At 34.2% G+C, this 21,673-nt stretch carries 23 protein-coding genes; 9 read left to right on the forward strand and 14 right to left on the reverse strand.

Annotation, left to right across the window (positions count from 1 at the left end):
• Window positions 1-11: 11 nt before the first annotated feature.
• From LNP04_RS01405 to LNP04_RS01435, 7 genes are all read right to left on the reverse strand, one after another.
• Window positions 12-1,370 (reverse strand): M20/M25/M40 family metallo-hydrolase, encoded by a 1,359-nt coding sequence (locus tag LNP04_RS01405; RefSeq protein WP_229984809.1) that lies wholly within the window; start codon window positions 1,368-1,370, stop codon window positions 12-14.
• Window positions 1,371-1,389: 19 nt separating this feature from the next.
• Complete coding sequence (locus LNP04_RS01410; protein ID WP_229984810.1) at window positions 1,390-1,854, reverse strand: hypothetical protein; 465 nt, start codon at window positions 1,852-1,854, stop codon at window positions 1,390-1,392.
• Window positions 1,855-1,961: 107 nt separating this feature from the next.
• The gene (locus tag LNP04_RS01415; protein WP_229984811.1) at window positions 1,962-3,359 is read right to left on the reverse strand and encodes a M28 family peptidase; all 1,398 of its coding nucleotides are present in this window, start codon (window positions 3,357-3,359) and stop codon (window positions 1,962-1,964) included.
• A 294-nt stretch (window positions 3,360-3,653) separates the two neighbouring features.
• Window positions 3,654-4,895 (reverse strand): DUF1015 domain-containing protein, encoded by a 1,242-nt coding sequence (locus LNP04_RS01420; protein WP_229984812.1) that lies wholly within the window; start codon window positions 4,893-4,895, stop codon window positions 3,654-3,656.
• A 7-nt stretch (window positions 4,896-4,902) separates the two neighbouring features.
• Entirely contained in the window at window positions 4,903-5,862 is a 960-nt protein-coding gene (locus LNP04_RS01425) for a D-2-hydroxyacid dehydrogenase (protein ID WP_229984813.1), read from the reverse strand.
• A gap of 107 nt (window positions 5,863-5,969) precedes the next feature.
• Window positions 5,970-7,034, reverse strand: coding sequence for a 3-phosphoserine/phosphohydroxythreonine transaminase (gene serC, locus LNP04_RS01430; RefSeq protein WP_229984814.1), 1,065 nt, complete (start codon window positions 7,032-7,034; stop codon window positions 5,970-5,972).
• A 116-nt stretch (window positions 7,035-7,150) separates the two neighbouring features.
• Window positions 7,151-7,501: a 4Fe-4S binding protein gene (locus tag LNP04_RS01435; RefSeq protein ID WP_054508722.1), complete on the reverse strand. Its 351-nt coding sequence runs from the start codon at window positions 7,499-7,501 to the stop codon at window positions 7,151-7,153.
• A gap of 59 nt (window positions 7,502-7,560) precedes the next feature.
• Here LNP04_RS01435 and LNP04_RS01440 point away from each other — a divergent pair, with 59 nt between their 5' ends.
• A complete protein-coding gene (locus tag LNP04_RS01440) occupies window positions 7,561-8,595 on the forward strand; it encodes an acyl-CoA reductase (protein ID WP_229984815.1) in 1,035 nt (344 codons plus the stop codon).
• A gap of 158 nt (window positions 8,596-8,753) precedes the next feature.
• Here the strand turns inward: LNP04_RS01440 and LNP04_RS01445 are convergent, their stop codons facing one another.
• Window positions 8,754-9,755 carry an IS110 family transposase gene (locus tag LNP04_RS01445; RefSeq protein ID WP_229984816.1) on the reverse strand — a complete coding sequence of 334 codons (1,002 nt, stop codon included), beginning with the start codon at window positions 9,753-9,755 and terminating at the stop codon, window positions 8,754-8,756.
• Window positions 9,756-10,125: 370 nt separating this feature from the next.
• Here LNP04_RS01445 and LNP04_RS01450 point away from each other — a divergent pair, with 370 nt between their 5' ends.
• Window positions 10,126-10,584, forward strand: coding sequence for a peptidylprolyl isomerase (locus LNP04_RS01450; protein WP_229984817.1), 459 nt, complete (start codon window positions 10,126-10,128; stop codon window positions 10,582-10,584).
• A 23-nt stretch (window positions 10,585-10,607) separates the two neighbouring features.
• Complete coding sequence (locus LNP04_RS01455; RefSeq protein ID WP_229984818.1) at window positions 10,608-11,297, forward strand: Bax inhibitor-1 family protein; 690 nt, start codon at window positions 10,608-10,610, stop codon at window positions 11,295-11,297.
• A gap of 121 nt (window positions 11,298-11,418) precedes the next feature.
• Here the strand turns inward: LNP04_RS01455 and LNP04_RS01460 are convergent, their stop codons facing one another.
• The 3 genes from LNP04_RS01460 to LNP04_RS01470 all read right to left on the reverse strand — a co-directional run bounded on the left by LNP04_RS01460 (window position 11,419) and on the right by LNP04_RS01470 (window position 12,733).
• On the reverse strand, window positions 11,419-11,667 hold the full coding sequence (locus tag LNP04_RS01460) for a DUF6952 family protein (protein ID WP_059136935.1): 249 nt from the start codon (window positions 11,665-11,667) through the stop codon (window positions 11,419-11,421).
• Between the two features lie 2 nt (window positions 11,668-11,669).
• Window positions 11,670-11,975 carry a co-chaperone YbbN gene (locus LNP04_RS01465; RefSeq protein WP_229984819.1) on the reverse strand — a complete coding sequence of 102 codons (306 nt, stop codon included), beginning with the start codon at window positions 11,973-11,975 and terminating at the stop codon, window positions 11,670-11,672.
• A gap of 125 nt (window positions 11,976-12,100) precedes the next feature.
• Window positions 12,101-12,733 (reverse strand): peroxiredoxin, encoded by a 633-nt coding sequence (locus LNP04_RS01470; protein WP_229984820.1) that lies wholly within the window; start codon window positions 12,731-12,733, stop codon window positions 12,101-12,103.
• A gap of 207 nt (window positions 12,734-12,940) precedes the next feature.
• Between LNP04_RS01470 and LNP04_RS01475 the strand changes: the two genes are divergently transcribed.
• On the forward strand, window positions 12,941-13,117 hold the full coding sequence (locus LNP04_RS01475; protein WP_229984821.1) for a bacteriocin-like protein: 177 nt from the start codon (window positions 12,941-12,943) through the stop codon (window positions 13,115-13,117).
• Window positions 13,118-13,153: 36 nt separating this feature from the next.
• Here the strand turns inward: LNP04_RS01475 and LNP04_RS01480 are convergent, their stop codons facing one another.
• Complete coding sequence (locus tag LNP04_RS01480; protein WP_229984822.1) at window positions 13,154-14,344, reverse strand: pyridoxal phosphate-dependent aminotransferase; 1,191 nt, start codon at window positions 14,342-14,344, stop codon at window positions 13,154-13,156.
• Between the two features lie 149 nt (window positions 14,345-14,493).
• Here LNP04_RS01480 and LNP04_RS01485 point away from each other — a divergent pair, with 149 nt between their 5' ends.
• The 5 genes from LNP04_RS01485 to LNP04_RS01505 all read left to right on the forward strand — a co-directional run bounded on the left by LNP04_RS01485 (window position 14,494) and on the right by LNP04_RS01505 (window position 19,646).
• Entirely contained in the window at window positions 14,494-15,210 is a 717-nt protein-coding gene (locus LNP04_RS01485) for a hypothetical protein (RefSeq protein WP_229984823.1), read from the forward strand.
• Between the two features lie 92 nt (window positions 15,211-15,302).
• The gene (rsmG, locus tag LNP04_RS01490) at window positions 15,303-15,938 is read left to right on the forward strand and encodes a 16S rRNA (guanine(527)-N(7))-methyltransferase RsmG (RefSeq protein ID WP_229984824.1); all 636 of its coding nucleotides are present in this window, start codon (window positions 15,303-15,305) and stop codon (window positions 15,936-15,938) included.
• 65 nt (window positions 15,939-16,003) lie between these two features.
• Window positions 16,004-16,411 (forward strand): hypothetical protein, encoded by a 408-nt coding sequence (locus LNP04_RS01495; protein WP_229984825.1) that lies wholly within the window; start codon window positions 16,004-16,006, stop codon window positions 16,409-16,411.
• On the forward strand, window positions 16,411-16,947 hold the full coding sequence (locus LNP04_RS01500; RefSeq protein ID WP_229984826.1) for a DUF922 domain-containing protein: 537 nt from the start codon (window positions 16,411-16,413) through the stop codon (window positions 16,945-16,947). Before LNP04_RS01495 ends, LNP04_RS01500 begins: the two co-directional genes overlap by 1 nt.
• Window positions 16,944-19,646, forward strand: coding sequence for a PD-(D/E)XK nuclease family protein (locus LNP04_RS01505; protein WP_229984827.1), 2,703 nt, complete (start codon window positions 16,944-16,946; stop codon window positions 19,644-19,646). The genes LNP04_RS01500 and LNP04_RS01505 overlap by 4 nt, the downstream gene beginning before the upstream one ends.
• A 7-nt stretch (window positions 19,647-19,653) precedes the next feature.
• Here LNP04_RS01505 and LNP04_RS01510 read toward each other — a convergent pair whose 3' ends face one another.
• On the reverse strand, window positions 19,654-20,328 hold the full coding sequence (locus LNP04_RS01510; RefSeq protein WP_229984828.1) for a GLPGLI family protein: 675 nt from the start codon (window positions 20,326-20,328) through the stop codon (window positions 19,654-19,656).
• Between the two features lie 156 nt (window positions 20,329-20,484).
• Window positions 20,485-21,663, reverse strand: coding sequence for an acyl-CoA dehydrogenase family protein (locus LNP04_RS01515; protein ID WP_229984829.1), 1,179 nt, complete (start codon window positions 21,661-21,663; stop codon window positions 20,485-20,487).
• Window positions 21,664-21,673 lie beyond the last annotated feature (10 nt).

Consider the following 21,673-nt stretch of genomic DNA (forward strand, 5'->3'; position numbering starts at 1 on the left):
TACAATTACATCTACCAATTCTTATCAATCATATAGATCATCTGTGTCATGACCGTCGCTCCAAGCAATAATTCTCTTCGGTTAACCTTTTCAAAAGTATCTTCTTCGGTGTGATGAATGTCAAAATATCTTTGGGAATCGGGAGCTAGTTCGGCTGTTGGAACTCCCATATCTTTCAGCGGATAAATATCTGTCCCGGAATATCTGCCTTCAAAGTCGTAAGCGCCATAAGGCAGAAAAAGAGGCGACCAGCTTTTAATCTGGTTTCTTTTAGCATCATCCATTTCCAAAGCAACACCGCGGGGAGAAAATCCGCCCGCATCAGATTCTAAGGCAAAAAGATGTTTTTCACCTTTCTCCTTAACGCTTTTTCCATACTGCTGTCCGCCTTTTACTCCGTTTTCTTCATTGGCAAAGCAGACAACTCTTATGGTATGATTATTTTTAATACCTAAATTTTTAAATGTTCTTAAAACTTCAATACTTTGAACAATTCCTGCTCCGTCGTCATGAGCACCTTCGCCCACATCCCAGGAATCTAAATGTCCGCCAACCACAATCACACTTTTATCTTTGTGCCCTGTGATCTCACCAATAACAGAGTGGGAGAGTTTCTCGTCTTTCATCCCACAGTTTGAATTGAGTTTTGCGGTAATCTTTTGTGATTTTAAAAGACTTTCAAGTTCATCAGCTGTTGTAGTTCCAATCGCTACAGCCGGAATCTTCGCCAAATCGTCCTTATATCTCATCGCTCCGGTGTGGGGAACGTCATCAAAAGCAGAAGACAACGATCTCACGATGGCAAACTTTCCACCTTTTTGTGCGGTCAACATTGCGGCAGTTGAACGGTATGCAGATGCATCGCCGTAGCCTTTAAACGTTTCAATATACGACTGATTGAAAGGGTAGTTGAAGAAGATAATCTTATCCTTTACTTTTTCAGCAGGAAGCTTTTCGTATTCAGCAAAAGATTTTACCATAATGATTTCACCTAAAACGTCTTTTCCTTTGGTACCTTCAGAATTTCCAAGCGACAGCATTTTGAGCTTCGTCCATTTACCATTGCCGGTTTTAATCTGTAAAGATTCTTTACCTCTTTCCCAAACCGGGATCATTACCTCCTGAAGCCACACCTTATCTGCTCCGGCATCACGAAGTTTCTGCGCTGCCCACTGAACCGATTTTTCATACGCTTCGGAGCCGCTTAAACGGTGACCGATGTTTTTCGTTAAATCTCTGAGTTCATTGTACGCTTTCCCCTTATTTAAAATTTCCGTTGAAATTCTGCTGAACTGGATGGAGTCTTCCTGGGTTTGGGAGAACAAGTTTAGGCTTAGAAGTAGTATAGCTGTTGCTAGAATTTTTTTCATAAAATTGAAATAGATTTACTTAATATTTTATTTCAATATCAAGCTGTCTGCCTTCTTGCAGTGCTTTTTTATCCATTGATGTTCCAGCTGCAACTCCAATGCCCAAACCGATAGGTAAACCGATGGCGAGAAGACCCATATTTCCTGAAATTATGCCAAACAAAGTTCCGATAGGCAGGCCGAAAGCAGTCATGCCAATGGCTAACCATAGATTTCTATAATAGTTTTTGGGAACAATTTTATATTCTTTTTCCAGATGTTTGATAATGATATTTTGTTTGTCCTTCAACAATTTAAACAAAGCTGTATCTCTCAGAGCTGTTGAATTTGCCTGATCAATTTCTCTGTTGATAAAGTTTATTGTCTGCTCAGAAATTTTCTTTTGCTTAATTTTCTCTAAAAGTTCTTCAAATTGAGCATAGATACTTGTAAGTTTCTGATTATTTATCTTATCTGAATTTAAATTTAATTGCGTGATTTCCATTTTGTTTTGATGTTAAAATATAATAGAAAGAGATTAACAAGCTTGATAATTATTTACTTCTTCAAAAGATTTATATATAGCCAAAATTTGGTTTGATTTTAATTAATTTACCAATTCTTATCAATCATAAAAACCATCTGCGTCATAACAACTGCACCCAAAAGCAACTCTCTTTTGTTGACTTTGTCGAAAGTATCTTTTTCCGAATGATGATAATCAAAATATCTTTGGGTGTCGACTACCAGTTCCATTAATGGAATATCCAGTTTTTTCAATGGTGCAATATCCTGAATGGCATAGGTTTGGTCGAAATCGTAAACTCCGTAAGGAAGAAAATACTCTTTCCAAGGGAAAATCAAACGGCGTCTTTGTGGTGACATATCAAGAGAAAAACCTCTCGGAGAATATCCTCCGGAATCTGAACCCAAAGCAATGATATGTTTTTCTTCTTTCTTTTTAACCTGCGCTGCGTATGTTTCTCTTCCTTGTCCGCCATTTTCACTGTTCGCATACAAAACAACTCGTATGGTGTGATTATTATCGTAACCTAAAGCTTTAAATGCTCTTAAAACTTCCAGACATTGAACAACTCCCGAACCGTCATCGTGAGCGCCTTCTGCAAAATCCCATGAATCGAGTTGAGCACCTAAAACAATAACTTTGGCATCTTTTTTTCCGGGAATTTCTCCAATGATATTATGGTTGATGGTTTCGCCTTTTGATTCGGCAGTCATGTTCAGTTTTGCTTTTACGTTTTGCTTTTTTAAAAGTTTTTCTAACTCGTCTGCAGATTTTACTCCAATTGTTAAAGCCGGAATTTTTACTTTATCGTCTGGTTCGTAATAGATTTGTTTTGCATGAGGAATATCGTCTGAAGCAGTTGTAAGTGATCTTATAATCAAACCTCTTGCTCCTTTTTTACCAATCACAGAAGCGGAAAGCAATTTAGATTTAGCAGCAATTAGATAAGAATCTACCGTGCTGATCAATTTTTGGTCGATAGGATAGTTTACAAAAATAATTTTATCTTTTACCTGCGCACTCGTAAGATTAACCAACTCCTGAACATCATTTACCAAAAGAATATCGTAAATCATATCTTTCCCACCCGTACCTTCAGAATTTCCGAAAGAAACCATACGGATGTTTTTCCACTCACCATTTCCGGCTTTAATCTGTAGAGATTCTCTGCCTCTAATCCAGATGGGAACCCTAACTTCCTGTTTCCAGATGTTTTCTGCACCAGCTTCCTTGAGGTTTTTTTCTGCCCATTCGGTCGCTTTTGCATAACCAGGAGTTGCGCTGAAACGAGGTCCGACACCTTTTGTCAATTCGCCAAGATTATCGTACGCAGTTCCGTTGGTCATGATTTCATCTGAAATTTTCTTAAACTCATCGATATAATTAAATTTCGGAATCGGCTTCGGCTTTTTGACTGGCTTCTTTTGAGAAAATAAAAATCCACTCAAAAAGAGTGGAAATATGATGAGCAGAATTTTTTTCATTGTACTGACCTTTTCTTTTCGGTGCATAAAAATAAAGAAAAATTAAGTAAGTATTTTAAATTTTGATCTTGGTTGTATATTTTAACGCAAAGTTCGAAGATTTTTTGACTACTAACTGTTTTTAAGTTCGCTAAGGCGTTCTACTTGGCAAAGACCACGAAGATTTTAATTTAAATAAAAATTTCATGATAAAAAAAATCCTCAAAACTATTAATAATTTTGAGGAAATATTATATTTCAATTTTTCGCTTCGAATGGTAAGCAATAAGCCAAAAGCCAATCGCCAGCAGCCAATTACTTCATGTCGTACATCAACAATGCAGTTACCAATTTTGGTTCAATGAACGTACATTTCGGAGGCATACGGAGTTTTAAATCAGATATTTTAATCATATCATTAAAGCTCACAGGATAAATTCCGAAACCTACTTTTCCTTCTCCACTATCAACTTTTTCTTTTAAAAGCTTGATTCCTTCGATGTTTGAACTTCCTTTGATGTAAGAAATCTGGTCTGAACTATCTGAATCTTCAATCTTCAAAATGTCTTTTATAATATATTTATCTAAAAGATGATGATCTAAATTATCCAAAGACATCTCCTGAGAACGAAGGTCATGCTTTACGTGAAGAGAGTAGAACTTCCCATCGATGTACATAGAAATGTGAAATTTCTGCGACGGATAGTATGGAGCTTGTTCTTTTTCATGAATTAAGAAATATTTCTCAAGACTTTTCAGAAATTCTTCTGTCGTCAAATCTCCGATGCTTTTCACAATTCTGTTATAGTCGTGAATCTTGATTGATTGGTTGGAAACAATGAAGCTGTAAACAAAGTTATAAGCTTCTGTACCATTGTGCTTTTTATTTTTATCCTTAAGACGCTTTGCGTGAAGCGCAGTAGAACCAATTCTGTGGTGACCGTCGGCAATGTAGAAAGAATCAATCTGATCGATCACTTCCTTGAACTGCTGTAGTTTCAGACGGTTATCTATTCTCCAGATTTTGTGTCTGATCCCAACTGTATCCACATGATTAAAAATCGGAACATTTTTCTCCTCATGATTCATCAGCAATTCAATTTTTGAATTGGATGGATACGTTAATAATACAGGTTCTGCCTGAAGGTTTACTTTATCTAAATAATGAGCCAATTTCTCTTTCCTCTGAGGAATGGTACTTTCGTGTCTTTTGATTTTACCAGCCCAAAAATCTTCTATATTAGTTAACCCTAAAAGTCCTCTAAAAACCTGTTTGTTTGGGTAGATCTGCTCATACAAATAATATGAAGAACTGTCTTGAACCAACGTTTTATCCTCCATGAGTTCCTCAAAGGTCGTGCGAATCTTCCTTAAATTCCGGTCGACATCTTTAGATTTACTTACAACATAGGGTTTGATCATATTGATGTAAGTCTTTTCTTTTTGCGCTTTTTCAGCGATTTCAGCCTGCGTGAAATTATCTAAAGGATGAGTAGGAAATGTAGACTCATGATCTTTATGAGGTCTTATTCCACGGAAAGGTTTAAAAACTGGCATATATAATTTATAGTTTCTTTTTAATCTCAATAATCTGTTCTGCAAGCTCTACACCTATTTTTTCCTGAGCATCGATGGTGTTTCCGCCAAGATGGGGGGTGAGAGACAGGTTAGGATTCATTAATAAAATCAATTCTGGAGTCGGCTCAGTTTCGAAAACATCTAAGGCTGCTCCGGCAACTTTTCCTGATTCAATATAACTTACCAAGCTTACTTCATTAATGACACCGCCTCTTGCAGTGTTTACAATAAACACACCATCTTCCATTTTTTCAAATTCGGGGGTGTCTACAACATATTCATTCGTTTTTGGCGTGTTGATGCTGATAAAATCTGTGTCTTTGTAGAAAGCATCAGAATCGTTGGTTGATGTAACTTCAAAATCAACAGTTTGTCCGTCAAAAAAACTCAAACTGATGGTTTTTGTTTTTGGTTTTCTAGTCAGAACTTTTACTTTCATTCCTAAAGAAATTCCCATCTTCACCACTTCCTGACCAATACTTCCAAATCCTATCACTCCCAAGGTTTTACCTGAAAGCTCATACGCATTGTTGAAAGATTTTTTCAAAGCATTGAAATGAGTATCGCCTTCCAATGGCATCAACCTGTTGGATTCGTGAAGAAATCTTGCTAATGAAAAGAAATGCGCAAAAACCAACTCAGCAACCGATCTTGATGATGCGTTTGGAGTGTTGATTACGTACAAACCTTTTTCAATGGCATATTCTACATCAATATTGTCCATTCCGATACCGCCTCTTCCGACAATTTTCAGACCCGGACAAGCATCAATCAAATCTTGTCTTACTTTGGTAGCACTTCTCACCAAAAGAACGTCTACGTTATTTTCGTTAATGAAATTAATAACGTGATCCTGCGCAACTCTGTTGTCGAGCACTTCGATTCCTGCTGCTTTTAAAGCAAGTTCCCCTGCTTTGGAAATTCCGTCGTTAGCTAAGATTTTCATATTTTTTTCAATTTAAGGATTTTAAGATTAATTATTAAAAAATTCAATGATTTTGCTTAATCAATTTAATCTTGTCATCTTTCAATTTTTGAGTTGCCTAATTTAAGTTATTTTATTGACTTCATCACATCAACCAAAACCTGCACGCTTTCAATAGGTAAGGCATTATAGAGACTTGCTCTGTATCCCCCTAAACTTCTGTGACCGTTCAGTCCGCTGATTCCTGCGGCTTTCCATGCAGCATCAAATTCTTCTTTTTTGCTGTCGTCAATTAATTTAAATGAAACATTCATCAAAGAACGGTCTTCTTCAACGCAGAAAGTCTCAAATAATGGATTGCTGTCGATTTCGCTGTATAAAAGTTTTGCTTTGGCTTCGTTTCTTGCTTCAGCAGCAGCAATTCCTCCGTTGTTTTCTAAATGCTGTAATGTCAATAAAGATGCATACACAGGGAAAACCGGTGGAGTATTGTACATTGATTCTTTTGAAATATGCTGAGAATAATCTAAGATTGAGAACATGTTTTCTCTTCCTGTTTTGCCAAGAATTTCTTTTTTTATTACCACTAAAGTAACTCCTGCAGGTCCCATGTTTTTCTGAGCTCCGGCGTAGATTAAATCAAATTTAGAAAAATCTAATTGTCTTGAGAAAATATCAGAACTCATGTCACAAACCATCAAAGTATCGACCTCTGGGAATGACTTCATTTGAGTTCCGTAGATTGTATTGTTTGAAGTACAGTGAAAATAATCATATTCTGAACCTATTGTATAATCTTTAGGAATAAATGAATAGTTTTCTTCTTTTGAAGAACCTACAACATCTACTGTTCCTACTTTTTTGGCTTCTTTAATTGCTCCAGCAGCCCAAGTTCCTGTATCTAGATAAGCAGCTTTTCCGCCCACTTTCATCAAATTATAAGGAACCATCGCAAACTGCAGACTTGCGCCACCTCCCAAATACAAAACTTCATAATCATCACCCAAATTCATCAATCTTTTTACAATTGCACGAGCTTCATCCATTACCGCAACAAAATCTTTGCTTCTGTGCGAAATTTCAAGAAGAGATAAACCGATTCCGTTAAAATCTAAAACTGCTGCTGCTGATTTTTCGAATACTTCCTGAGGTAAGATACATGGTCCTGCGCTGAAATTGTGCTTTTTGCTCATAATTTTACTTTTTGTTTTTTGAGATTTTGCGGATTTCTCAATCTGCTATTTCGTATTTGATTTATAAAAATATAAAGATAAAAAAACCGTCTCAAGAAAAATGAGACGGCGTATTTTTATTCACCGTGTAAAAATGCTTTTTTGTTTAGTAATGCTTCTTCAGATTCTACATGATCTTCATCCGGAACACAGCAGTCTACAGGGCAAACCGCTGCACACTGTGGCTCTTCATGGAAGCCTTTACATTCTGTACATTTATCAGTAACAATGAAATAAACATCATCATTTACGGGCTCTTGTGGTGCATCTGCATCTACCGTTAATCCCGATGGTAATGTTACTGTACCTTTTAATTCGGTACCTTCGGAAGCTTTCCAGTCAACTGCTCCTTCATATATTGCATTGTTGGGACATTCTGGTTCGCAGGCTCCGCAATTAATGCATTCATCAGTTATTTTAATAGCCATCGCTAATTTTTTTTAAATTTGCACAAAATTACAAAATATTCCCCACTTTTACAGTAATTATGAATATCGAAAAACAAGTTTTAGGACTTATTAAATTAAGTGATTATATAAAGAGCTATTTAGCAGAAAATAATGAAGATTTTAACGAAAATGATTCTGAATTTGAATCGGTAGTGAAAAAGTCTGAAATAGAAAACCCTTGGTTTACCATAGAAAATCAAAAATATGCTTTAAAGCAATGGTCGGATTTGTTGACAGATGAGAATTTGAAGTCTTGGCTCAGCAATTATTCACCATCAAAAACCACGAAAAAAGTTGGATTAATCCTTGCCGGAAATATTCCTTTGGTGGGATGGCACGATGTGATTTCAGTGGTTCTGAGCAATCATGTTCCTTTGATTAAATTATCTTCAAAAGACAAACAGATGATTCCTTTTTTATTAAAAAAATGGAAAGAATTTTCTGAGAATGAAATTGAGTATGAGTTTGTTGAGAGATTGACAGATTTTGATGCCGTTATCGCTACAGGAAGCAATAATACGGCAAGATATTTAGAATATTATTTTAAAAATCATTTAAGCATTATTAGAAAAAACAGAACTTCGATTGCAGTTATAAAAGGTGATGAAACGGAAGAAGAATTAAAACTTTTGGCTCAGGATATTTTCCAATATTTTGGATTAGGATGCAGAAATGTGACGAGACTTTTTATTCCGGAAGATTTTGTTATTGATAGAGTTTTTGAAAGTTTTATCGATTTTAAAGAAATCGTTAATCATAATAAGTATGCCAACAATTACGATTACAATCGTGCGGTTTATCTTTTGAATCAAGATAAATTCTGGGACAATAATTTCGTAATGCTGAAAGAAGATGAGAAACTTTTCAGTCCTTTGTCTGTGATTCATTTCAGCAGATATTCTTCTTTGGATGATGTGAAAAATTTCATTAATGAAAATGAAGAAGATATTCAATGTGTCGTTGGTAAAAATGATTTGGGAATGGAAACGGTATATTTCGGTGAAGCCCAAAACCCTGGACTTGATACGTATGCGGACAATGTAGATACGATGCAGTTTTTGGAGGTTATTTAATGTTTTCCCACAGATTTCACGGATTTTCACAGATCATTATAGAAAAAATACTAAAATTATTTTTCAATACATTACCTTTTTTAAAAATATTCCTCTCGCAAATTCAGCTAATTTAGCAGGTTTGTTTTATGGATTAAATCCGTGAAAATCTGTGTATTCTAAGACATATGCAAATTATATCTCACTAAATTTACGAAAGGTTCTTCTCTTTTTACAACGGCAAACATTCTGTAAACAAGTTTACAGCAAACAGCATTAATAATGGAATTATGGGCTTTTCCCTCTTCTTTTTTTCTCTTGTAATAAGATTTTAGCTCCTCATCGTAAATAACTGCCGAATTTGCACCATTAAAGAGTACCGTTTTAATCCTCTTATTTCTAAGCTTGCTGGTTTTGGTCTTTCCTTTAATACTCGTTCCCGAGCAATGCTCAAAGGGAGCTAAACCTGCATAGCAATTGAATTTTCTGGGATTCTGAAACGCTGTAAAATTATTAGTCAAAACAATCATATAAGCAGCGTTCAGCATACCTACTCCTTTTACTTTGGTTATTTTCTTATAATTCGTGCTTATTTGCTGTTGTTTATCAATTTCCTGCTGTATTCTTTTTTCTACCAAATCAATATTGTTGTCCAATCGTTTGATGTGTTCTGCAATCTCATCTATTTGATAGCTAACATCGGCAATTTTATTTATTTGATGAAAAGATTGTTTCTCATTTTTAAACTGCGTTCTTATCTTTATCAAATGGTTTCTGTAGGTCAGAAGGTTTTTTATTATAAGAATTTCTTTCTCCGGAAGAGCATGGATTTTGAGTTCATTACAGTGAACTTTTGCATACCTTGCTATTCTCCACGAATCTACTTTATCATTTTTCCCTCTCTGAATTCCCTGACTCAACTTTATTTCCAAGGCAGGAATCTGATAATAAGGCAGATTATGGTTTTCTAATATTTTAGCAAGAAGAAGCCCGTAGTTACCGGTGTTTTCAAAGCAATACCGTAACTGGGAATCCTTTCTTACGTTAGTTGAAATCATCTTTTCAACTCCTTCAACCGAGTTTTCTACCTTAAAGAAAATCTCTTTTTCGTCATTCTCACTCATTACACAGACATCCAATGTATCTTTAGAAATGTCTATTCCGACAAAATAATTTTTCATAATTTTGGATTTAGGAATAAGCCTGAATGAACCAACCTTGAATGATGCTAAAACCTTTAATAAGCCTCAATGCTTAACATTCTAAATGGCAGTAATTCAAAAGAGAAAATAAAGTCTGATACACAGAATAGTTCTGTTCTGGCAATCTGTTTAGTTCACTTTATTTTCTCTGGTTCTTCAGAATTATAATTATTATCTAAGTTAATGCTAAATCCTTTGGCAAATCTAAAGGTAGTCTGTGGGGTATAAAAACGCTCACGGATTTTCATAGATGAAATTTTCAATAGATTTAAAAATTTTATCTCTAGGAGATTAAAAGTGTCTTTTAATTTTTTATTACTAAATTTACCTATCAACGAAAAAATATTTAATGAAAAAAATAGCAATCATTCTTTCTTTTGTAGCTTTCCAAATGAGCTTGGCTCAAAAGGTGAAAAAAGCGGAAGTAATAAAAGACAATCGAACGACTGAGCAGAAATTAGAGCTTAATAAGACTCAAAAAGAACTGCTTAATGGGAAATTTGAGCAGTTTATCACTGCATTGAAAGCATCAGATAAAAAAGCAATGGAAAGCCTGATGTCTGAAAAAACAAAATCGATGGTGACTGATAAGGTTTATGAAAACCTTACTAAAGACATTAGTTTTACCAGAAAAATAGTGATTTATAAAACAGGGTATAAGTCTTTCATGAGTGGTGAAAACTTTCCTATGATTCAATATAAATATGCGGACGATCATACAAAGCCTGATCCGAAAGAAATTATTACGGCTGTTTTTGAAGAAGATGGGAAAATTATGGGTATAAAACCTTACAAACAAATAAAATAAATTTTAAAAAATTAAAATATAATATGATGACAGATGTTTTAGTTGCGCATTCAACAGATGTTGAAAAGGCAAGTTTTTACAAAAAGACCTATCTACACGTAGCATTGGCAATTTTGGCTTTTGTAGGCGTTGAAACTGTTTTACTGCAAACTGTTCCTGCGGAATATATTTACCTAATGATTGGTCAGAAGTACAGTTGGCTTTTAGTCCTTGGAGTCTTTTGGTTGGCTTCTTATTTAGCGTCAAAATGGGCAATGGCACAAAGCAGATCAACACAATATTTAGGATTAGGATTCTATGTATTGCTTCAGGCCGTTATCTTTTTGCCGATGATGTACATTGCAATGGCTTATACTGATGGCGGACAAGTGATTTTTCAAGCAGCAACCCTTACGATAGCAATGTTTGCCGGGATTTCTGCAGTAGCATTTACTTCTAAAAGAGATTTTTCTTTCCTTAGAAATATCATCACAATCGGAGGTTTTATTGCGATCGGATTAATCGTTGCCGGAATGATCTTCGGTTTTGATCTTGGACTTTGGTTTTCAGTAGGAATGGTAATTTTGGCTTCGGTTACAATTTTGTATCAAACCAGTAAACTGAAAGACTCTTACACGACCAATCAATACGTTGGAGCTTCTTTACAGCTTTTTGCTTCAATCATGTTGTTATTCTGGTATATCTTGAGAATTTTGATGAGCAGAAGAAGCTAATTAAAATTATAAATTATACGTTTTGAGTTTTGAATTTTTCAAAACTCTTAAACAAAAAAAATCCTGATGCTACTTCATCGGGATTTTTGTTTTTTTTAGTGTAGACACGAATGTCTCAAATTTATTTATCAATAGATCCTAAAACCTTTTGAGCAAATGAGTTTAAAGCATCTTTCTCGCTCATTCCGTTTTGTACGTTGGCGTGAACTTCTAAAGCTCCGCAGATATTTGTGATCAATTCTCCGGCAACATTCAAATCTTCTTCGCTAGTTCCTCTGAATTCGCTGAAACTTTCCAAAACTTCTAAAGTTTTTTCAAGATTTTCAGGAGTTTGGTTTTGATAAAATTGTCTGATAATTGGCAACTTCATAATTACAATTCGTTAAATAAGTTAATTAAACTTTCCGCCTGATTAGACTGAACCTGGTTCACCAATTCGCCATTTTTGAAAATTGCAAACGTTGGTAAATTATCAACTTTAGCTAATTTTCTGCTTTCAGGAAGTTTTTCTGCATCTACATATAAAAACGGAATGGCATCATTTTCTGAAGCTAATTTTTTGAATTTCGGCTTCATAATTCTGCAGTTTCCGCACCATGTTGCTCCGTACTGTACCACAACTTTTTCGTTGTCACTTACAATATTCTGAAGCGTATCTTCTGTTAATTCTGTATACATAATTTCAATTTGAAAATTTGGAAATCTATTAATTTGAAAATGTTATTAAATAGAAAATGAGATAATTTTTAAATAATCATGCGACTAATTTTCAAATTATCTCATCTTCAAATTAACACATTATCTTAGTTCTTTGCTAAATATTCAGCAGTAGAAGTTCTGTCAGCTTTCATTGCATCTTTTCCTTCTTCCCAGTTTGCCGGGCAAACTTCACCGTGCTTCTGAACGTGAGTGTAAGCATCGATTAATCTTAAATATTCTTTTACGTTTCTTCCCAAAGGCATATCATTTACAGACTCGTGGAATACTTTTCCAGTTTCGTCAATAAGATAAGTAGCTCTGTAAGTTACGTTTGAACCTGTGAAAAACTCATTTCCTTCTTCGTCAAACTCAAGATCCTGATCAACAATATCTAATAGATTTGCCAATTGTCTGTGAGTATCAGCTAAAAGCGGATAAGTAACTCCTTCAATACCACCGTTGTCTTTTGAAACGTTCAACCAAGCAAAGTGCACTTCGTTTGTATCGCAAGAAGCACCGATTACTTTCGTGTTTCTTTTTTCGAATTCACCTAAAGCCTCCTGGAAAGCGTGAAGCTCAGTTGGGCAAACAAAAGTGAAATCTTTCGGATACCAGAACAAAAGAACTTTCTGTTGGTTAGTTGTAGTTTCTTGAAAGATGTTGATTTTAAGATCATCACCCATTTCTGACATTGCGTCAATCGTTACATTTGGAAATTTTTTACCTACTAAAGACATAATTTTCTAATTTTTGATTTATAATTTAATAGTGCAAATATATAATATTTTCATCTATCGAAAAAATGAATATTGATAAATAAAATCTATAATTGTTTTTGGCTTATAACTCAATATAGTAGGGCGCAAAATAATTTAAATTAGTAAAATAAATTAGTAACTTTGAAAATATTGAATTATAATTTCACCAACCAAAAAAGAATTATTATGAAAAATTTAAAAACTCTTTCAAGAAAAGAATTGAAAAACATTAAAGGAGCAGCAGTTACTTCAAAATGTCCTCCGGGAAGGTATTATTGTCCTGAAGCTGATGTTTGTGTCGCGATTAATGAAGAATGCTATATTATTGTACCGGAAACACCTGTAGAAGGAGGTTCTCTTTAAATTAAAAAAGTTCTTCCTAATGGAAGAACTTTCATTTTATACGTTTGCGAGTAATTCTTTTATTCGTCTCATTGCTTCTCGCAATTCTTCTTCAGAAGCTGCATAAGAAAATCTGATACATTCCGGACTGCCGAAAGAAACCCCTCCGACGCAACCAACATGTGCGTGTTCTAGAAGATACATTGCAAAATCATCTGCATCTTTTATTTCGGTTCCGTTCAATGTTTTTCCGATATAATATGAAATATCCGGGAAGAAATAGAATGCTGCTTTTGGTAAAAGAACTTTGAAGCCAGGGATTTCTTTCATTAAATCAAACATGACATTTCTTCTTTGTTCAAAAGCATCAATCATGTATTTGTATTCAGAAGGATCAGTTTTTAAAGCAACGATTGAAGCTCTTTGAGCCACTGTATTTGCACCGCTCGTCATTTGTCCCTGAACTTTTTCACAGGCCTTTGCCAACCATTGCGGACAAGCAGAATAGCCGATTCTCCAGCCTGTCATTGCGAAAGCTTTAGACATTCCGTTGATTACTGCGGTTTGTTCGTATACTTCAGGAAACTGAGCAATAGAAGTGGTTTTTGTTTCGTAATTGATATATTCGTAAATCTCATCTGAAATTACCGTCACATGAGGATATTTTGCGATAACCTTTGCTAAAGATTTTAATTCGTCAAATGTATAATATCCGCCTGAAGGATTACAAGGCGAACTAAAAAGAACGGCTTTTGTCTTCTCATTAATCGCCTCATCCAGCTGTTCTGCAGTAATTTTAAAATCAGTAACATAAGAAGTTGGAAGCATTACAGAATTCCCTCCCATCATTTTTACCATTTCATCGTAGCTTACCCAATAAGGAGTCGGAAGTATTACTTCGTCTCCATCATTGATAATTGCTGCTAAAACATTGATGATTGCTTGTTTTGCACCGTTGGAGACACAAATTTGTATCGGTTTATAATCTAACTGATTGTCTCTTTTTAATTTATCTGAAATTGCCTGACGAAGTTCCAAGAATCCTGGAACAGGCGAGTAGTGGCTGTAGTTTTCGTTGATGGCATCGAAAGCTGCCTGTTTTATATTGTCGGGAACATCAAAATCCGGTTCGCCTAATGTTAAAGAAATGACGTCAATACCATTAGCCTTCATTTCTCTGGCTTTGTTTGACATTACGAAAGTCTGAGAGTATCCTAGTCTATTTACTCTGTCTGAAAGTTTATTCATGTATTCTTTTTGTCGTTTTAACAAATATATAAAAAGTTAATTTGAATGAAAAATACTTATTCAAGTCATTTGTGCAGATTAACATCAATCTTCAAAAAAATATTTGCATATTATATTAAAATTTTATTTTTTTGTTTTAAAATACACTGATGAGAAAAATACTGACGCTGCTGCTGCTTTTCTATTTTACTGTAGACTTTTCCCAATCGTTACTGGTTGGATTAATCGCCGATAAGAATATTAATAAAAAAATACTGACGTATAAAAACGAAAACGGCTCAACACTCGTTTATCTTCCGACAGTACATACTGGAAAAAAAGAGTATTTTGATTCCATCAAAAAGGTTGTCGATTCTTTGCGTAAAGAAAATTATATGATTGCGTATGAAGGTATTATAATGAATAGTGATAGTGCAGATTATGAACTTAATTCGAAAAAATTAAGGAAGGTTTTAGGGTTTCACGTTGGTAATATGAACCAGTCAAAAGAATCTTTACCAGATTTTTATAACAAAAAAGATTATATCATTCAAAATAATATTCTGTTAGGCATTGATACCCAAAAGGATGTTGTTTTTGATGTTACATTAGATGATTTAATTAAAAATTATGAGAAAGCACATGGCGAAATACAACTCAATGAATATGATTTGAAAACAGCTCTGAATGAAAAATATGAGATGAGGAAGAATAAAAAAGGATGCGTCTATTGTATGACTCAAGGTTATAGAGATGATTTTGTTGTAAAAAAAGTTTCAGAAAACAAGGAAAAAAACATGGTTTTACTATTTGGTAAAGCTCATAAATTTATTCTCCATGCTAATTTTCTTGATCATGGATATAAATTGGTAAGCGGGAAACTTTAAAAAAACATAAAATCATAATATTCAAAACTTCTTTTGTTCAAAGAAGTTTTTTTTATTTTTTAAACTTATTTTTGCTTTTTATATTCAATTGTATGTCAATAGCGTTAATCCAAAAGTATTTCCCGGAACTTTCCGAAAAACAAATCGAGCAATTTTCAAAATTAGAAAGCCTTTACGGTGAGTGGAATGAAAAAATAAACGTCATTTCCAGAAAAGATATGGAATCGCTTTATGAAAAGCATATTCTTCATTCTTTAGGTGTTGCCAAAATCATGGAATTTGCTCCCGGAACTAAAGTTTTAGACATCGGAACAGGTGGTGGTTTCCCAGGAATTCCTTTGGCAATTTTGTTTCCTGAAACAAAGTTTACGCTAATTGATTCTATTGGAAAGAAAATTACAGTGGTAAATGCTGTAGCAGAAGGTGTTGGGTTAACGAATGTGACTTCAATTCACGGCAGAGCTGAAAAAGTGAAAGAGAAATTTCATTTTGTGGTAAGCCGTGCTGTGACGCAGATGCCGGAATTTTTAAGATGGCTGAAAGGTAAATTTGAAAAAGAACAGATTAACCCTAAACACAATGGGGTTTTATATTTGAAAGGTGGAGATTTAGCTGAAGAGTTGGCAGGACTGAAGTGCGAAATTTTTAACCTAAAAAATTATTTTGAAGAAGAATTTTTTGATACCAAAAAAGTGGTTTATTTATCAAAAGGTAATTTTAATTCTTAATTCAATAGTTTAGAGGAATAATTTTTGATAATTTACGTTTAATAATTATAAATTATTATAATACTATGAAATCGTTTTTAAATATTGGTTTATGTTTGGCTTTTGCCTCAGTTTCATTGATGTCTTGTAAGGATGATGATGACTACGAAACGATTGAGTCTGTAGATAAAGTAAAGATCGACAGTGTGTCTATCGTAAATGATACAATGGATGTTTATTCGGTTCAAAGTATAAGAACGTATTCTAATTATACATCTGGTTGTCAGGGTTTTTACGGTTATGATTATATTCATAACGGAAATTTTGGTAGAGATGTCACTGCATATCAATTCAAGACTGACGGAATCTGTACCCAAGGAACTCATACATCTGCCAATCAATTAAATTTTAGTCCGCAGCAGGTTGGCACTTATACTTTTAGATTTTGGAATGGTAATAATACATGGATTACCAAAACAATTGTTGTAGAATAATGAAAGGAGTGTTGTTAGTTTTACTTTTGATTTCAAGTATTTTATGGAGTCAACGAATAGAGTGGAAGGAAGATAAAAAGCTGGTATGGAGTAATTTCAAAAGTAAGATTAATAACCAGCGAGGGAAAGATATTGTTGCTTACACCCATTGTGGCTGGGCATATTCTGTCATAAAATCATCAAACCCGAAAGGTGAAGCAAAAGTAACCATAGAAACAATTTTTAACGAAGATAAATCCTGGAAAGACGACAAAAGAATCAATGATTATGTTCTCAATCACGAGCAGAAACATTTTGATATTGCTGAAATCTTTGCCAGAAAAATACGAAAAGAAATCGCAGAAAAGATAAAGACTACAAGCGATTATGACAAATATTTTCAGACACTGTACAACAGGATTGTCAAAGATTATAAAAATTTTCAGGCTTTGTATGATGGCGTTACAGAACATGGCATGAACAAAGAAAAACAGGCCGAATATGATACGCTGATAAGCAACGAGCTTGAACAATTAAAAAACTTCCAAAAACCTTGAAATTTCTAAATAAAATCATAGACGAGCTGCTGGCACAAAATACAGATTTGTCTCAGTTTAATATCGTTTTGCCGGGTAAAAGACCTATCGTTTTTATCAGGCAGATTTTAGAAGAAAACAATTATTCGGGATTTCTTCCCAGCTTTTTTACGATTGAAGAACTGATTGTTGATATCGTCGATCTGCAAACCATTCAGGGGATTGCATTGTGGCTTTTTTCATTTGATGTTTACAAAAGCTTAAATCTTATTCCAAAAGATGATTTTGCTGAATTTTTGAAGTGGTTTCCAACTTTACAGAAAGATTGGGATGATATTCTGAAGTTTTCTGAAAGTGACGTTGCGGTTTTGCGATATATGTTTGATGAAGAGCGTATCAAAGAATGGGCGCAGGATCTGGGTGATGATGAAGAAGTTCCAAGAAAAAAGTTTTTGAATTTTTGGCGAAATATGAATGTCTTTCTGCCTATTTTAAAGCAAAAATTAAAAGAAAAAAACTGGGCAACTCCCGGAATGATTCATGAATCTGCGATAGAGAAAATCATTGATTTTGCAAAAAATACGGATAAGAATTTTGTTTTTTGTGGTTTTAATGCGTTCACGCCGGTTGAAGAAAAATTAGTAAGAAATCTTCTGCAGTGGGACAAGGCGCAATGTTTTTTTCAGGCAGACCATTATTATTTTGATGACGAAAGACAAGAAGCCGGAAAGTTTCTCCGAAATCATAAACTATGGAAAGAATTCAATGACAGCAGAACTTTCAGCTGGATTGAAGACGATTTTAATCAGCCAAAAAACATTAAAATCTATGAAGTTTCAGGGAACGTTACCCAAACAAAAGTTCTTCCTGATTTATTTAAAGATATTGATAATAAAACGTTTACCAATACTGCTGTAGTTCTGCTTGATGAAAATCTTTTGCCTGCAAGTCTGGATGTTATGCATGATGTTGAAAATCTGAACATAACGATGGGTTTCCCATTGAAAAACCTTTCATTTTCAAATGCCGTTAAGCAACTTTTTTACCTTCAAAAACAATTAGAAAAAAATAAATCTTCTTATTATTACCGTGATATTTTCCCGATTTTGGAAGAACTTCCCAGAACTGATGATGATGAAAAGGTCATCAATGATTTTAAATCTAAAATTGAAGAGAGAAATATTGTCTATATTTCTGCCAATCTTCTGAATGAATTGTTGAGTGATCTGTCATATTTTAATTTGCTTCAAAAGGCTGATTCCGGATATTTTTTTTTAGATATTTTAATTGAATATTGTCAGCGTATTAAATGGATGGAACTTGATGATATACAGTATGAAAACGTCTCTCACTTCGAAAATGCATTTAAGGTCATAAAAAACCAGATTACACCCTACGGTTTTGAAATAAAAATGGATACTTTGGAGATTTTGATTAACCAGCATATCAATTCAGAAAGCATCGATTTTCAGGGTGAGCCATTGAAAGGTTTGCAGGTGATGGGACTTTTAGAAACCCGTTTGCTTAATTTTGAAAATGTGATTTTACTTTCTGTAAATGAAGGAAAATTGCCATTAGGAAATTCGCAGAACACCTATATTCCGTTTGATATCAGAAAGCATTTTAATTTGCATACATTTCTTGAAAATGATGGTATTTATGCTTACCATTTCTACCGTTTGATTCAGGATGCTCAGAATGTTCATTTATTGTTTAACGCCTTGAGTTCTGGTGTAAATACGGGTGAAAAAAGCCGTTTTATTACACAAATTGAGATGGAAAGCAATCACAATATTGAACATTTGATTGTTGAAAATACTTCTGAGCCTATTTCAAGCCAGCCTATTGAAATTACGAAAACAGATATTGTAATGGAGCAGCTGGAAAAATGGAAAGAAAAAGTTTCTGCCTCGCATCTTACAAGCTATCTGTATAATCCGATAGATTTTTATTTATCTAAAATTTTAAATACTTCTGAAACAGATGAAATTGAAGAAGAACTTTCTATAAGGAATTACGGAAATCTTGTCCATTATACACTCCAAGAAATTTATGAGATTATAAAAGGTAAAGTTTTAAAAGTAAATGATTTAGAGAAATCAATTAAACAAATAGATGAATATATAAATATTGCTATTGAAAAGCTAAAACATCAACCTGAATTTTATAATAAAGGGATGAATTTCATTCATAAAGCGATTGCCAAAAAAGTTATTGAGAATATTCTGAGTCATGATCTGGAATTGATAAAACAAGGAAATTCTTTAGAAATCATCGATATAGAAAGAAGATTTGAAAGCGTAGATTTCTATTTAGATGAAGCTAAAAATGACAAAGTTTCCTTCTTTGGATTCATTGACCGAATTGACCGATTGAACGGAACTGTAAGGATTATAGATTATAAAACCGCAAAAATTAAGAATTTAACGGTAAAAATTGACTCTGAAAATATTGATGATTATTTCCATAAAGATGACAGAAAGCAGGCTTTACAGTTATGCATTTATCAATATGTTATTCAGAGTTTGCCTGAATTTTGGGGCTTCCCGATCGAAACAGGAATCTGGAGCTTTGCCGATGCTAAAAAAGGAGTGGCTTCTCTTGAGTTTGCCCAGGGAAATCTCGATGATGCCATGCAGTCTGTGAAAAGCCTGATCATGGAAATCCTAAATCCGGATATCAGCTTTCTGGAAAATATCAAAACATTCCAAAGTAGATAAACATTTTTTATAGTTTCTCAGCTTCGTAAACCTTTAGATTCTTATCCATCTTCTCTAGGTCAATATTTGCTAAGTTTTTCTCTATGTTTTTTGCCTGAACAGACATGAATTCAGTCTCTACTTTAAGGACAACTCCAGGGAAATCAAAATAATTCAGAGGTCCTGTTCTCGCAGGAATCTGTTCTGTATACCAGACCTTTGCTTTCTTCTTATTAATCAATTCAACTTCAATAATTTTACATTGATAATCTAAAATAATGTCACTGCCTTCGAGTTTTTGGATCTTATTAAAAATCGGTATCATATACTGATATGATTCCACATTTTGTACATTTTTTAAGGAATAGGCTCCTGCTTCTTCTTTAAATTTAAATAATTTAATCGGATTAATTTTGTAACTGTTCCGATACATTCCTGTTACATTTAATTTGTTATTTCCATTATTATCGTAAATCATTTGTGGTGGATAAGACTGATATACTGAATTCCCTTCAGAATAGTTAAGAATATGTTTTTGAGGTTGGCTTCCAATTTCTTTTATCTGCTTTTTAAATTCTTCACTTCCCGCACCTTCATAAGTGTTGTCTGACTTAAAATGAGCTTCGTATTCTATTTTGAAAGATTGTGCAGAAATACTTAAAAACGGCAGAAGCAGGAGGGATAGAATGTAAATTTTATTCATATTTAAAAAATAGATTATTGGTGATTGATATCCTTTAGGTGTGAATTCAAATCTAATAAAATATTTTTGTGTGAAAGTGCTCAATATCAACTTTAAGAAAAGTTTAGCATATCTATTAAAAAAAAGTCCGGTTAAAAAAACCGGACTTTCATTTATTTAAAAAGCATTAAAGCCTGTAATATCTAAGCCTGTAATCAATAAGTGAACATCATGCGTTCCTTCATAAGTAATCACCGATTCTAGATTGGCAGCGTGTCTCATCATCGGGAACTCACCCATGATTCCCATGCCGCCAAGAATCTGACGAGATTCTCTTGCAATGTCTATCGCCATCTTTACGTTGTTTCTTTTCGCCATGGAGATTTGAGCTGGTGTCGCTTTATGGTCATTTTTCAATGTTCCTAATTGTAAGCAAAGTAATTGAGCCTTAGTAATTTCAGTTAAAAATTCAGCTAATTTTTTCTGCTGCAACTGGAACGCACCCACTGGTTTTCCGAATTGTTTTCTTTCTTTAGAATATTGAACAGCAGTACAATAACAGTCAATCGCAGCACCAATTACGCCCCACGAAATTCCGTATCGTGCAGAATTTAAACAAGATAAAGGTCCTTTCAATCCGGTAACTCCAGGAAGTAGATTTTCTTTAGGAACTTTTACATTATTGAACACCAATTCTCCCGTTTTAGAAGCTCTCAAGCTCCATTTGTTGTGCGTTTCAGGAGTTGTAAAGCCTTCCATTCCTCTTTCAACGATTAATCCCTGTACTTTTCCTTCTTCGTTTTTAGCCCAAATCACTGCAATATCGCAAAGAGGTGAGTTGGTGATCCACATTTTAGCACCATTCAAAAGATAATGATCACCCATATCTTTAAACTGAGATTCCATAGAACTAGGATCTGAACCGTGATTTGGCTCAGTCAGACCGAAAGAACCGATCATTTCACCGGAAGCTAATTTGGGTAAGTATTTTCTCTTCTGTTCCTCAGAACCAAACTCGTTGATAGGGAACATCACCAAAGAGCTCTGTACAGACGCTGCAGAACGTACGGCAGAATCTCCTCTTTCCAATTCCTGCATAATCAAACCGTAAGAAATCTGATCAAGACCAGAACCGCCGTATTCCTCAGGAATGTAAGGGCCTAAAGCTCCGATTTTCCCCAATTCTTGCATCAGATTTGGTAAATCGGTGTGATTTTGAGCAGCGTGATCGATATTCGGCATTACAAAACTTTCAACCCAATCTCTCACAGACTGGCGGATAAGCTTGTGTTCTTCGGTAAGTAAAGCATCAATTCCGTAGTAATCGGGAATGCTTGTAAGAGGATAATATGACATGTAATTTAAT

The sequence above is a fragment of the Chryseobacterium sp. C-71 genome (genome assembly GCF_020911865.1).
In the GTDB taxonomy this organism is placed as follows: Bacteria; Bacteroidota; Bacteroidia; order Flavobacteriales; family Weeksellaceae; genus Chryseobacterium.

Excerpts from the sequence above, each read along its gene's own strand:
- LNP04_RS01515 (WP_229984829.1), bottom strand. The coding sequence starts at position 21,663 with ATGTCATATTATCCTCTTACAAGCATTCCCGATTACTACGGAATTGAT.
- LNP04_RS01440 (WP_229984815.1), top strand. The coding sequence starts at position 7,561 with ATGAATATCGAAAAACAAGTTTTAGGACTTATTAAATTAAGTGATTAT.
- LNP04_RS01480 (WP_229984822.1), bottom strand. The coding sequence starts at position 14,344 with ATGAATAAACTTTCAGACAGAGTAAATAGACTAGGATACTCTCAGACT.
- LNP04_RS01500 (WP_229984826.1), top strand. The coding sequence starts at position 16,411 with ATGAAAGGAGTGTTGTTAGTTTTACTTTTGATTTCAAGTATTTTATGG.
- LNP04_RS01475 (WP_229984821.1), top strand. The coding sequence starts at position 12,941 with ATGAAAAATTTAAAAACTCTTTCAAGAAAAGAATTGAAAAACATTAAA.
- LNP04_RS01465 (WP_229984819.1), bottom strand. The coding sequence starts at position 11,975 with ATGTATACAGAATTAACAGAAGATACGCTTCAGAATATTGTAAGTGAC.
- LNP04_RS01460 (WP_059136935.1), bottom strand. The coding sequence starts at position 11,667 with ATGAAGTTGCCAATTATCAGACAATTTTATCAAAACCAAACTCCTGAA.
- LNP04_RS01425 (WP_229984813.1), bottom strand. The coding sequence starts at position 5,862 with ATGAAAATCTTAGCTAACGACGGAATTTCCAAAGCAGGGGAACTTGCT.
- LNP04_RS01420 (WP_229984812.1), bottom strand. The coding sequence starts at position 4,895 with ATGCCAGTTTTTAAACCTTTCCGTGGAATAAGACCTCATAAAGATCAT.
- LNP04_RS01470 (WP_229984820.1), bottom strand. The coding sequence starts at position 12,733 with ATGTCTTTAGTAGGTAAAAAATTTCCAAATGTAACGATTGACGCAATG.
- LNP04_RS01495 (WP_229984825.1), top strand. The coding sequence starts at position 16,004 with ATGAAATCGTTTTTAAATATTGGTTTATGTTTGGCTTTTGCCTCAGTT.
- rsmG (WP_229984824.1), top strand. The coding sequence starts at position 15,303 with ATGTCAATAGCGTTAATCCAAAAGTATTTCCCGGAACTTTCCGAAAAA.
- serC (WP_229984814.1), bottom strand. The coding sequence starts at position 7,034 with ATGAGCAAAAAGCACAATTTCAGCGCAGGACCATGTATCTTACCTCAG.
- LNP04_RS01450 (WP_229984817.1), top strand. The coding sequence starts at position 10,126 with ATGAAAAAAATAGCAATCATTCTTTCTTTTGTAGCTTTCCAAATGAGC.
- LNP04_RS01445 (WP_229984816.1), bottom strand. The coding sequence starts at position 9,755 with ATGAAAAATTATTTTGTCGGAATAGACATTTCTAAAGATACATTGGAT.
- LNP04_RS01485 (WP_229984823.1), top strand. The coding sequence starts at position 14,494 with ATGAGAAAAATACTGACGCTGCTGCTGCTTTTCTATTTTACTGTAGAC.
- LNP04_RS01415 (WP_229984811.1), bottom strand. The coding sequence starts at position 3,359 with ATGAAAAAAATTCTGCTCATCATATTTCCACTCTTTTTGAGTGGATTT.
- LNP04_RS01410 (WP_229984810.1), bottom strand. The coding sequence starts at position 1,854 with ATGGAAATCACGCAATTAAATTTAAATTCAGATAAGATAAATAATCAG.
- LNP04_RS01435 (WP_054508722.1), bottom strand. The coding sequence starts at position 7,501 with ATGGCTATTAAAATAACTGATGAATGCATTAATTGCGGAGCCTGCGAA.
- LNP04_RS01510 (WP_229984828.1), bottom strand. The coding sequence starts at position 20,328 with ATGAATAAAATTTACATTCTATCCCTCCTGCTTCTGCCGTTTTTAAGT.
- LNP04_RS01405 (WP_229984809.1), bottom strand. The coding sequence starts at position 1,370 with ATGAAAAAAATTCTAGCAACAGCTATACTACTTCTAAGCCTAAACTTG.
- LNP04_RS01455 (WP_229984818.1), top strand. The coding sequence starts at position 10,608 with ATGATGACAGATGTTTTAGTTGCGCATTCAACAGATGTTGAAAAGGCA.